The organism is Mesorhizobium sp. M1252 (genome assembly GCF_040318265.1).
GTDB lineage: Bacteria > Pseudomonadota > Alphaproteobacteria > Rhizobiales > Rhizobiaceae > Mesorhizobium.
Genome location: NZ_JAMYLX010000001.1, coordinates 493,302 through 505,454 on the forward strand (window position 1 = coordinate 493,302; position 12,153 = coordinate 505,454).

Below are 12,153 nucleotides of genomic sequence, written 5' to 3' on the forward strand. Positions count from 1 at the left end.
AACGGGTTTTCTCCCGTTTTAGCCGTCGCCGCCAGGCGGCGGGAAACAGATCAGGGGCCGCCGCCGAGGTGGCCGCGCATGCAAGGTGAGCCGCGGCGAGGCTCGCCCCGAGTTTATAGCTAAGGAGCGACGATGGCCCAGACCCAGACTTTCAATGGCCGCAGACGCGTACGCAAGTTCTTCGGAAAGATTCCGGAAGTTGCGGAGATGCCGAACCTGATCGAGGTTCAAAAAGCATCCTATGACCAGTTCCTGATGGTGGCGGAGCCCAAGGGTGGGCGTCCGGACGAGGGACTGCAGGCCGTTTTCAAGTCGGTTTTCCCGATCTCCGATTTCTCCGGCTCCTCGATGCTGGAGTTCGTGAAGTACGAGTTCGAAGGACCGAAATTCGACGTTGACGAATGCCGTCAGCGCGACCTGACCTATGCCGCGCCACTCAAGGTGACGCTGCGCCTCATCGTGTTCGATATCGACGAGGATACCGGCGCAAAGTCGATCAAGGACATCAAGGAGCAGGACGTCTATATGGGCGACATGCCGCTCATGACGCTCAACGGCACCTTCATCGTCAATGGCACGGAGCGCGTCATCGTCTCGCAGATGCACCGTTCGCCGGGCGTCTTCTTCGACCATGACAAGGGCAAGTCGCACTCCTCGGGCAAGCTTTTGTTTGCGGCGCGCGTCATTCCCTATCGCGGTTCGTGGCTCGACATCGAGTTCGATTCCAAGGACGTCGTGCACGCCCGTATCGACCGCCGCCGCAAGATTCCGGTGACGTCGCTCTTGATGGCGCTCGGCATGGACGGCGAAGAAATCCTGTCGACCTTCTACAACAAGATCACCTACAAGCGCGCCGGCGACCACTGGCGCATCCCGTTCAACGTCGAGCGCTTCCGCGGCCTGAAGGCCGTTGGCGACCTCGTCGATGCCGACACCGGCGAAGTTGTCGTCGAGGCCGGCAAGAAGATCACCGCCCGCCAGGCAAGAGCGCTTGGCGAAAAGGGTCTGAAGGCGATCAAGGCGACCGACGAGGATCTGCTCGGCAATTACCTGGCCGAGGACATCGTCAACTACGGCACCGGCGAGATTTTCCTCGAAGCCGGCGACGAGATCGACGAAAAGACGCTGAAGGTGCTGCTCGGCACGGGCGAAAGCGAGATCAAGGTTCTCGACATCGACCACGTCAATGTCGGCGCCTACATCCGCAATACGCTCAACGTCGACAAGAACGAGAGCCGCCAGGACGCACTGTTCGACATCTACCGTGTCATGCGCCCGGGCGAGCCGCCGACGCTTGAAACCGCCGAAGCCATGTTCAACTCGCTGTTCTTCGACTCGGAGCGCTACGACCTGTCGGCCGTCGGCCGCGTCAAGATGAACATGCGCCTCGAGCTCAAGGCCGAGGATACCGTGCGCGTGCTGCGCAAGGACGACATCCTGGCCGTGGTCAAGACGCTGGTCGAGCTGCGCGACGGCAAGGGCGAGATCGACGACATCGACAATCTCGGCAACCGCCGCGTGCGTTCTGTCGGCGAGCTGATGGAGAACCAATACCGCGTTGGCCTGCTGCGCATGGAGCGCGCGATCAAGGAACGTATGTCCTCGATCGAGATCGATACGGTGATGCCGCAGGACCTGATCAACGCCAAGCCGGCGGCTGCCGCCGTGCGCGAGTTCTTCGGTTCCTCGCAGCTGTCGCAGTTCATGGATCAGACCAACCCGCTGTCGGAGATCACCCACAAGCGCCGCCTGTCGGCACTTGGCCCGGGCGGTCTGACCCGCGAGCGCGCCGGCTTCGAAGTGCGCGACGTGCACCCGACGCATTACGGCCGCATCTGCCCGATCGAGACGCCGGAAGGCCCGAACATCGGTCTGATCAACTCGCTGGCGACCTTCGCGCGCGTCAACAAGTACGGCTTCATCGAAAGCCCGTACCGCAAGATCGTCAACGGCAAGCTGACCAATGAGGTCGTCTATCTCTCCGCCATGGAAGAGTCCAAGCACCACGTTGCGCAGGCCAATGCCGAGCTCGACAAGAATGGTGGTTTCGTCGACGAATTCGTCATTTGCCGCAGCGCCGGCGAAGTGATGATGGCGCCGCGCGAAAACGTCGATCTCATGGACGTGTCGCCCAAGCAGATGGTGTCCGTGGCCGCGGCGCTGATCCCGTTCCTCGAGAACGACGACGCCAACCGCGCGCTGATGGGCTCCAACATGCAGCGTCAGGCCGTGCCGCTGGTGCGCGCCGAAGCGCCGTTCGTAGGCACCGGCATGGAGCCGATCGTTGCCCGTGACTCGGGTGCCGCCATCGGCGCCCGCCGCGGCGGCATCGTCGACCAGGTGGACGCGACGCGTATCGTCATCCGCGCCACGGAAGATCTCGATCCCGGCAAGTCGGGCGTCGACATCTACCGGCTGATGAAGTTCCAGCGTTCGAACCAGAACACCTGCATCAACCAGCGTCCGCTGGTGCGCATGGGCGACCGCGTCAACAAAGGCGACATCATCGCCGACGGTCCGTCGACCGAGCTCGGCGATCTGGCGCTCGGCCGCAACGTGCTGGTCGCGTTCATGCCGTGGAACGGCTACAACTACGAGGACTCGATCCTGCTCTCCGAGCGCATCGTGGCCGACGACGTCTTCACCTCGATCCACATCGAGGAGTTCGAGGTCATGGCCCGCGACACCAAGCTTGGACCGGAGGAAATCACGCGCGACATTCCGAACGTTTCGGAAGAAGCGCTGAAGAACCTCGACGAAGCCGGCATCGTCTATATTGGCGCGGAAGTGCAGCCGGGCGACATCCTGGTCGGCAAGATCACGCCGAAGGGCGAAAGCCCGATGACGCCGGAAGAAAAGCTCCTGCGCGCCATCTTCGGCGAAAAGGCGTCCGACGTTCGCGACACCTCGATGCGCATGCCTCCGGGCACCTTCGGCACAGTCGTCGAAGTGCGCGTCTTCAACCGCCACGGCGTCGAGAAGGACGAGCGCGCCATGGCGATCGAACGCGAGGAGATCGAACGCCTCGCCAAGGACCGCGACGACGAGCAGGCGATCCTCGACCGCAACGTCTATTCGCGCCTTTCCGACGTTCTCGTCGGCAAGGAAGCGATTGCCGGGCCGAAGGGCTTCAAGAAGGGCTCGAAGCTGTCGAAGGATACGCTGGACGAGTATCCGCGTTCGCAGTGGTGGCAGTTTGCAGTGGAGAACGAAAAGCTCCAGAGCGAACTGGAAGCCCTGCGTGGCCAGTACGACGATTCCAAGAAGGCGCTCGAGCAGCGCTTCATGGACAAGGTCGAGAAGGTCCAGCGCGGCGACGAAATGCCTCCGGGCGTCATGAAGATGGTCAAGGTCTTCGTGGCCGTGAAGCGCAAGATGCAGCCGGGCGACAAGATGGCGGGACGTCACGGCAACAAGGGTGTCGTCTCGCGGATCGTTCCGGTCGAGGACATGCCTTTCCTCGAGGACGGCACGCATGCCGATATCGTGCTCAACCCGCTGGGTGTGCCGAGCCGCATGAATGTCGGCCAGATCCTGGAAACGCATCTGGGCTGGGCATGCGCGGGCATGGGCAAGAAGATCGGCGAGCTTATCGACGCCTACAAGACGGCTGGAGACATCAAGCCGTTGCGCAAGACGCTCGAGAGCTTCATCCCGGCCAACGACCGCAACGAGCCGGTCCGCGAATATGACGACGAGAGCATCGTTCGCCTCAGCGAGCAGATGCGCCGCGGCGTCTCCATCGCGACACCGGTGTTCGACGGCGCGCATGAAGTCGACATCAACATCATGCTGGAGCAGGCGGGCCTGCACACCAGCGGTCAGTCGCAGCTCTATGACGGACGCACCGGCGAGCCGTTCGATCGCAAGGTGACGATGGGCTATATCTATATGCTCAAGCTTCACCACCTGGTGGACGACAAGATCCACGCGCGTTCGATCGGTCCCTACTCGCTCGTTACCCAGCAGCCGCTGGGCGGCAAGGCGCAGTTCGGTGGCCAGCGCTTCGGCGAAATGGAGGTCTGGGCGCTGGAAGCCTATGGCGCCGCCTACACGCTGCAGGAAATGCTGACGGTGAAGTCGGACGATGTCGCCGGCCGCACCAAGGTCTACGAGGCGATCGTGCGCGGCGACGACACGTTCGAGGCCGGCATTCCCGAGAGCTTCAACGTGCTCGTCAAGGAAATGCGGTCTCTCGGCCTCAATGTCGAGCTGGAGAATACCAAGCTCGACGACAACCCTGTCCGGCTGCCAGATGCTGCCGAATAGGGGCGCGGCCGAGTAAGCAAGACATCCGGTCGCGGAACGCCGCGACCGGATGCAACAAATTCTACGGCCAGTGGGCCGACCACTCAGCGGGCATTTGGCCCGCGTTAGATGCAAGGGGTTTTCGAGGACCCCGAAAAGGAGAACGGCATGAACCAAGAGGTCATGAATCTCTTCAATCCGCAGGCGCCGGCGCAGGTGTTCGATTCCATCCGGATATCGCTCGCCAGCCCTGAGAAGATTCTGTCCTGGTCGTTCGGCGAGATCAAGAAGCCGGAGACCATCAACTACCGCACCTTCAAGCCGGAGCGTGACGGTCTGTTCTGCGCGCGCATTTTTGGCCCGATCAAGGACTATGAATGCCTGTGCGGCAAGTACAAGCGCATGAAGTACAAGGGCGTCATCTGCGAAAAGTGCGGCGTCGAAGTCACGCTGTCGCGCGTTCGCCGCGAGCGCATGGGCCACATCGAGCTGGCGGCACCTGTCGCTCACATCTGGTTCCTGAAGTCGCTGCCGTCGCGCATCGGCACGCTGCTCGACATGACCCTGAAGGACATCGAGCGCGTCCTCTACTTCGAGAACTACATCGTCACCGAGCCTGGCCTCACCGCGCTGAAGGAGCACCAGCTGCTCAGCGAGGAAGAGTACATGATCGCCGTCGACGAGTATGGCGAGGATTCGTTCACCGCCATGATCGGCGCCGAGGCCATTCATGACCTTCTGGCCGGCATGGACCTGGAGAAGATCGCCGGCGACCTGCGTTCGGAACTGGCTTCGACCACGTCCGAGCTGAAGCAGAAGAAGTATCTGAAGCGGCTCAAGGTCGTCGAGAACTTCATGGAGTCCGGCAACCGTCCGGAATGGATGATCATGAAGGTGGTTCCGGTGATCCCGCCGGACCTGCGCCCGCTGGTTCCTCTGGATGGCGGCCGTTTCGCGACGTCCGACCTGAACGATCTCTATCGCCGCGTCATCAACCGCAACAACCGCCTGAAGCGGCTGATCGAGCTGCGCGCGCCCGGCATCATTGTGCGCAATGAAAAGCGCATGCTGCAGGAAGCCGTCGATGCGCTGTTCGACAACGGCCGTCGCGGCCGCGTCATCACCGGCGCCAACAAGCGTCCGCTGAAGTCGCTGTCCGACATGTTGAAGGGCAAGCAGGGCCGGTTCCGCCAGAACCTGCTCGGCAAGCGCGTCGACTATTCGGGCCGTTCGGTCATCGTCACCGGTCCGGAGCTCAAGCTGCACCAATGCGGCCTGCCGAAGAAGATGGCGCTCGAACTGTTCAAGCCGTTCATCTACGCCCGCCTCGACGCCAAGGGGTTCTCCTCGACCGTCAAGCAGGCCAAGAAGCTGGTCGAGAAGGAGCGTCCGGAAGTCTGGGATATCCTCGACGAGGTCATTCGCGAGCATCCGGTGCTGCTGAACCGTGCGCCGACGCTGCACCGCCTCGGCATCCAGGCGTTCGAGCCGATCCTGATCGAAGGCAAGGCGATCCAGCTGCATCCGCTGGTCTGCACGGCCTTCAACGCCGACTTCGACGGCGACCAGATGGCCGTTCACGTGCCGCTGTCGCTGGAAGCGCAGCTTGAAGCCCGCGTGCTGATGATGTCGACCAACAACATCCTGCACCCGGCTTCCGGCGCGCCGATCATCGTGCCGTCGCAGGACATGGTCCTGGGTCTCTACTATCTCTCGATCGTCAATCAGAACGAGCCGGGCGAAGGCATGGTGTTTGCCGACATGGGCGAACTCCAGCATGCGCTCGAGACCAAGGCGGTGACGCTGCACTCCAAGATCAAGGGTCGCTTCCGCACGGTCGACGCCGAAGGCAAGGTCGTGTCGAAAATCTACGACACCACGCCTGGCCGCATGATCATCGGCGAACTGCTGCCGAAGAACGTCAACGTGCCTTACGAGACCGCCAACCAGGAGATGACCAAGAAGAACATCTCCAAGATGATCGACACCGTCTACCGCCACTGCGGTCAGAAGGAGACGGTCATTTTCTGCGACCGCATCATGGCCCTCGGCTTCAGCCACGCCTGCCGCGCCGGCATTTCGTTCGGCAAGGACGACATGCTGATCCCGGACGCCAAGATCAAGCTGGTTTCCGACACCGAAGCTTTGGCCAAGGAATACGAGCAGCAGTACAATGACGGCCTGATCACTCAGGGCGAGAAGTACAACAAGGTCGTCGACGCCTGGGCCAAGTGCTCGGAAAAGGTCGCCGACGAGATGATGGCCCGCATCAAGGCCGTCGAGTTCGAGGACAGTGGCCGTCAAAAGCCGATGAACTCGATCTACATGATGTCGCATTCGGGTGCGCGTGGTTCGCCCACCCAGATGCGTCAGCTCGCCGGCATGCGCGGCCTGATGGCAAAGCCCTCGGGTGAAATCATCGAGACGCCGATCATCTCGAACTTCAAGGAAGGCCTGACCGTGCTCGAGTACTTCAACTCGACCCACGGCGCCCGCAAGGGTCTGGCCGACACCGCCTTGAAGACGGCGAACTCGGGTTACCTCACCCGTCGTCTGGTCGACGTGGCGCAGGACTGCATCGTCAACTCCGTGGATTGCGGCACCGACAAGGGCCTCACCATGCAGCCGATCGTCGATGCCGGTCAGGTCGTCGCTTCGGTCGGCCAGCGCGTGCTGGGCCGCACCTCGCTCGACGACATCACGCATCCGGTTTCGGGTGAGGTTCTGGTCAAGGCCGGAACGCTGATGGACGAACGTGACGTGGAAAAGATCGAAAAGGCCGGCGTGCAGTCGGTCCGCATTCGCTCGGCACTGACCTGCGAGGTCAGGATCGGCGTCTGTGCGGTCTGCTACGGACGCGATCTTGCCCGCGGCACCCCGGTCAACCAGGGCGAAGCCGTCGGCGTCATCGCGGCGCAGTCGATCGGCGAGCCGGGCACCCAGCTCACCATGCGTACCTTCCACATGGGCGGTACGGCGCAGGTGGTGGACAGCTCGTTCCTTGAAGCCTCGTATGAGGGCAAGGTCGAGATCCGCAACCGCAACGTGGTGCGCAACTCGGACGGCCAGCAGATGGTCATGGGCCGCAACATGGCGGTGCTGATCCTCGACGAAGCCGGCAAGGAGCGTGCCTCGCATCGCCTTACCTATGGTTCGCGCATCTTCGTGGACGATGGCGACAAGGTGAAGCGCGGCCAGCGTATCGCCGAATGGGATCCCTATACCCGCCCCGTCCTCACCGAAATCGAGGGCAAGGTGTCGTACGAGGATCTGGTCGACGGCATTTCCGTTCAGGAAACGGCCGACGAATCGACCGGCATCACCAAGCGCGAGGTCATCGACTGGCGCTCGACGCCACGCGGCAACGACCTCAAGCCGGCGATCGCCATCCTTGACCCGAAGGGCAAGGTCGGCAAGCTGTCGAAGGGCGGCGACGCCCGCTTCCTGCTCTCGGTCGAGGCCATTCTTTCGGTCGAGCCGGGTTCGCAGGTTCGTCCCGGCGACGTTTTGGCGCGTATCCCGATGGAAAGCGCCAAGACCAAGGACATCACCGGCGGTCTGCCGCGTGTTGCCGAACTGTTCGAGGCACGTCGTCCGAAGGATCACGCCATCATCGCCGAGATCGATGGCACGATCCGCTTCGGCCGCGACTACAAGAACAAGCGCCGCATCATCATCGAGCCGCATGACTCGACGCTTGAGCCGGTCGAATACCTGATCCCGAAGGGCAAGCCGTTCCATCTCCAGGACGGCGACGTCATCGAGAAGGGCGACTACATCCTCGACGGCAATCCGGCGCCGCACGACATCCTGGCGATCAAGGGCGTGGAAGCACTTGCTTCCTACCTCGTGAACGAAATCCAGGAAGTCTACCGTCTGCAGGGCGTGTCGATCAATGACAAGCACATCGAGGTGATCGTTCGCCAGATGCTGCAGAAGGTCGAGATCACGGTGCAGGGCGACTCGACCTACATTCCGGGCGACCACGTCGACGTGATCGAACTGGAAGAGGTCAACGAGCGCCTGGTCGAGGACGGCAAGAAGCCGGCCGAAGGCCAGCCAGTGCTGCTGGGCATAACCAAGGCCTCGCTGCAGACGCCGTCCTTCATCTCGGCCGCCTCCTTCCAGGAGACGACCAGGGTGCTGACCGAAGCTGCGGTTGCCGGCAAGACCGACATGCTGCAGGGCCTGAAGGAAAACGTCATCGTCGGCCGGCTGATCCCGGCCGGTACCGGCGGCACGATGAGCCAGATCCGGCGCATCGCCACCTCGCGCGACGAACTGATCATCGACGAGCGCCGCAAGGCCTCCGGTGTCGAGGTCGCCGAGCCGATGCTGACCGACATGGTCAACGCCGCGCAGTAAGCGCGGTAGGACGAGAAGAAGGAAAGGGGCCCAAGTGGCCCCTTTCCGCGTTTTGACCCTAATCGGATCGAGGAAAACATGAGCAAGAAGGTATGGACTGACGTCGACGACTACATCGTTTCCTCTCTCTTCGAGGCGGATCCCATCCTCGAAGCGGTGCTTGCGGCCAACCGCGACCAGGGCCTGCCGGCCATCGACGTATCGCCGGCGCAGGGCAAGCTGCTGTCGCTGCTGGTCCGCATCAGCGGCGCCAGGAAGGTGCTGGAGATCGGCACGCTCGGCGGCTACTCGACCATCTGGATGGCAAGGGGATTGCCCGTCGGCGGCAAGATCGTGACGCTCGAACTCGAGCCGCATCATGCAAAAGTCGCGCACTCGAATCTCGAGCGGGCAGGGGTGTCGGACAAGGTCGAGCTCAGGATCGGCCCCGCGCTTCAGTCGCTTGAGACGCTGGCTGCCGAAAATGCCGGTCCGTTCGATCTGATCTTCATCGACGCCGACAAGCCGAACAATCCGAATTATCTGTCATGGGCCATGCGCCTGTCGCGGCCGGGGACGGTCATCATCTGCGACAACGTCATCCGCGACGGCACCGTGCTCAACGACGATGGCCGTGACGCCTATGTCGAAGGCGCACGCGGTGCGTTTTCATTCATCGGCGGCGACAAGCGCCTGGACGGCACCGCCATCCAGACCGTCGGCGCCAAAGGCTATGACGGCTTTGCGATTGCGATCGTCGAGTAAGGCTGCATGGTGAGTGTCCGGACTGCGGTCCGGCAGAACTCATCGTTCAATCGAAGAACGCTCCCACCACATTGCGCTTGCCGACCATGAAGGCGTCGGCCACGTGCTGCAGGGGTGCCAAATCGACATCGGAGATGCCGGCGCGCACGACCTCGGCGAAGCGCCGGTAGAGCTGGGGATATTCGGCCTCCGGCTCGTCGTGAACCACCTTGCCGTCGATGGCGAGCTTGGTGCCGCCGCCGGACAGCACCATCTTGCCGTTGTCGGTGTCGGCCAGGATGTCCCAGCTCTGTGGTCCAGTCTGCAGCCAGTCGAGCTCCATGGTCACCGGCAATCCGTCGGAGGTGCGGAAGGTGACGTGAGCCGCGACCGGCGAGGCGCGGTTCTCCGGAAAGTCGAGGACGGCCGAGGTGATGAACATCGCCGGCAGGATGTGGGTTGCGATCGACAGTGCGTTTATGCCGGGATCGAAGACGCCGAAACCGCCGGGCGCCCAGATCCAGTCCTGGTTTGGGTGCCAGCGGCGGACATCTTCCTTCCAGACGATGGCGGCCGAGTTGACCTTGGCCGACGCTAGGAAGGCGCGCGCGGCCTCCACTGCCGGCGCGTAGCGCGAATGCCAGCTGGCGAACAGTGAAACGCCATTGGCTGCCGCCAGCTGCTTCAGGTCCTCGACCTCACTGACCGTAGCGCCCGGCGGCTTCTCCAGGAAAACATGCTTCTTCGCCATCAGCGCGGTGCGTGCCGCGTCGTAGCGGAACTGCGGCGGCATGCACAGCGAGACGGCCTCGAGGTCGGGCACCGCGTCGAGCATCGCCTCAATGGTCGGAAAATTCGGGATGCCGTCCACCTTGCCGTGCCGGCTGGCAGCGGCGATGAGGCGGTAGTCCGCATCCTTGGCCACTGCCGGCAGATGCTGGTCGCGCACGATCTTGCCGACGCCGACGATGCCGAGCTTGATGGGACCATTGTTCGAGGGCATGGGAACTCCGCGGATTCGAATTTGGCTGGTTAAGTCGCTTGGTTCTTAGCAGAGAACCGGTGCCGGGCAAGCCGGCGCGGTACAGGCGCAAGCAGCCTGTGATGCTCAGAGCGGCACGTCAAACGTGACGATCGACACCTCACCTTCGAGGGCACCCTGAAAGGCTGACAGATGCGGCTCCTCGTCGGGTTCGCCGTCCATATCGCCGATCTGGTCGAGCTCGACTTCGGCATAGCCTTCGGCCGCAAGCGATTCGAGCACCCGGCGCACGGCCGAATCGTCGTCGGGCGCAACCAGCATCACATGGACGCCTTCCGGCTTGCCGCCCTTCTTTTTCCAGACTCGGCCGGTGACGATGGTGACCGGGCGTTCCTCATTGTCGTTCACGGGCTGATTCCTCTTGAGACGGGGGCGGGCGAGGGGTTTTGGGCTGTCCATGGCGCCTTTTGCCATGAAGAACCCGCGCATGACAGCCAAAAGCCGGTCATTTTCTTGTCTGCCCCGGTCACTTTCTTCCTTTGCCGTGCAAAATGAAGAAAGAAAATTACATGCGTTTTTCGCATGGCTGCCAAGCCGTCGTCAGCGCGCAATATTTGGCGTGCCGGGGTTGACGGTTCACGGTCTTGCGAGTAGAAGCCGCCCAGTCAGAACCGATGTGAGGCTCTCCCTTCCGAAGCGACACGCTTTGGAGTTTGCCTCAAACAGGGTTCGTTTTACGAGCGAAAAGACATTTCCGGCGCGCATGAAGCGGTTCCCGCTTCCTCTGCATTTTGTTCGGGCAGGACCGCGAGGCGCGGTTTATGGCCCGAATTTGCGTATGGAATTGGCGCTTTGAGCGGCCCTGACCGGGCGAGACACGGAATTGAGAGACAAGAGGGTTTAATGCCTACCGTCAACCAGCTGATCCGCAAGCCGCGCATTGCGCCGGTGAAGCGCAACAAGGTCCCGGCCATGCAGCAGAACCCGCAGAAGCGGGGCGTCTGCACGCGCGTCTATACAACGACGCCGAAGAAGCCGAACTCGGCACTGCGCAAGGTGGCCAAGATCCGCCTGACCAACGGCTTTGAAGTGATCGGCTACATCCCCGGCGAAGGCCACAACCTTCAGGAACACTCCGTGGTCATGATCCGCGGCGGCCGCGTCAAGGATCTTCCGGGCGTGCGCTACCACATCATCCGCGGCGTGCTCGACACGCAGGGCGTGAAGAACCGCAAGCAGCGCCGTTCGAAGTACGGCGCCAAGCGTCCGAAGTAAGATTTTCCGGCCCTGGCGCTGCTTGAATGCGTCGGGCTACGAGATTGAGAGACAAAAGCCATGTCGCGTCGTCACAGTGCAGAAAAGCGTGAGATCAATCCGGACCCGAAGTTCGGCGATCTGATCGTCACCAAGTTCATGAACGCCGTCATGTATGACGGCAAGAAGTCGGTTGCCGAGACCATCGTCTACGGTGCGCTCGACCAGGTTCAGTCGAAGACCAAGCAGGAGCCGGTCACCGTCTTCCATCAGGCGCTCGACAATGTCGCGCCGCATGTGGAAGTCCGGTCGCGCCGCGTCGGCGGCGCCACCTACCAGGTTCCGGTCGATGTGCGCCCCGAGCGCCGTCAGGCCCTGGCGATCCGCTGGCTGATCGCCGCGGCCCGCAACCGCAACGAGACCACCATGGTCGACCGCCTCTCCGGCGAGCTGATGGACGCGGCTAACAACCGCGGCACCGCCGTGAAGAAGCGTGAAGACACCCACAAGATGGCTGAAGCCAACCGCGCTTTCGCACACTACCGCTGGTAAAGCGCGAACGAGACTGAGAAGGCATCCAA

Annotated in this window: 7 protein-coding genes; 5 read left to right on the forward strand and 2 right to left on the reverse strand. The window is 62.4% G+C overall.

Annotated elements, in window-relative coordinates; genetic code table 11:
* Positions 1-132: 132 nt before the first annotated feature.
* The 3 genes from rpoB (at position 133) to NKH22_RS02475 (ending at position 9,357) form a co-directional block, all read left to right on the forward strand.
* Entirely contained in the window at positions 133-4,269 is a 4,137-nt protein-coding gene (gene rpoB / locus NKH22_RS02465) for a DNA-directed RNA polymerase subunit beta (RefSeq protein WP_023686024.1), read from the forward strand.
* Between the two features lie 147 nt (positions 4,270-4,416).
* Positions 4,417-8,613: a DNA-directed RNA polymerase subunit beta' gene (gene rpoC, locus NKH22_RS02470; RefSeq protein ID WP_023667434.1), complete on the forward strand. Its 4,197-nt coding sequence runs from the start codon at positions 4,417-4,419 to the stop codon at positions 8,611-8,613.
* 78 nt (positions 8,614-8,691) lie between these two features.
* On the forward strand, positions 8,692-9,357 hold the full coding sequence (locus NKH22_RS02475; protein WP_023713031.1) for an O-methyltransferase: 666 nt from the start codon (positions 8,692-8,694) through the stop codon (positions 9,355-9,357).
* 46 nt (positions 9,358-9,403) lie between these two features.
* Here NKH22_RS02475 and NKH22_RS02480 read toward each other — a convergent pair whose 3' ends face one another.
* Both NKH22_RS02480 and NKH22_RS02485 read right to left on the reverse strand, forming a co-directional pair.
* Positions 9,404-10,339, reverse strand: a complete 936-nt coding sequence (locus tag NKH22_RS02480; protein WP_023822851.1) for a Gfo/Idh/MocA family protein — start codon at positions 10,337-10,339, stop codon at positions 9,404-9,406.
* 105 nt (positions 10,340-10,444) lie between these two features.
* Positions 10,445-10,726 carry a hypothetical protein gene (locus NKH22_RS02485; protein ID WP_023694876.1) on the reverse strand — a complete coding sequence of 94 codons (282 nt, stop codon included), beginning with the start codon at positions 10,724-10,726 and terminating at the stop codon, positions 10,445-10,447.
* A 495-nt stretch (positions 10,727-11,221) separates the two neighbouring features.
* Between NKH22_RS02485 and rpsL the strand changes: the two genes are divergently transcribed.
* Positions 11,222-11,593, forward strand: coding sequence for a 30S ribosomal protein S12 (gene rpsL / locus NKH22_RS02490; protein WP_006333356.1), 372 nt, complete (start codon positions 11,222-11,224; stop codon positions 11,591-11,593).
* Between the two features lie 60 nt (positions 11,594-11,653).
* On the forward strand, positions 11,654-12,124 hold the full coding sequence (gene rpsG, locus NKH22_RS02495) for a 30S ribosomal protein S7 (RefSeq protein WP_008875664.1): 471 nt from the start codon (positions 11,654-11,656) through the stop codon (positions 12,122-12,124).
* The last annotated feature ends 29 nt before the right edge of the window (positions 12,125-12,153 follow it).

Coding starts and splice junctions, on each gene's coding strand:
- rpoB (WP_023686024.1), top strand. CDS start 133: ATGGCCCAGACCCAGACTTTCAATGGCCGCAGACGCGTACGCAAGTTC.
- rpsL (WP_006333356.1), top strand. CDS start 11,222: ATGCCTACCGTCAACCAGCTGATCCGCAAGCCGCGCATTGCGCCGGTG.
- NKH22_RS02475 (WP_023713031.1), top strand. CDS start 8,692: ATGAGCAAGAAGGTATGGACTGACGTCGACGACTACATCGTTTCCTCT.
- rpoC (WP_023667434.1), top strand. CDS start 4,417: ATGAACCAAGAGGTCATGAATCTCTTCAATCCGCAGGCGCCGGCGCAG.
- NKH22_RS02480 (WP_023822851.1), bottom strand. CDS start 10,339: ATGCCCTCGAACAATGGTCCCATCAAGCTCGGCATCGTCGGCGTCGGC.
- rpsG (WP_008875664.1), top strand. CDS start 11,654: ATGTCGCGTCGTCACAGTGCAGAAAAGCGTGAGATCAATCCGGACCCG.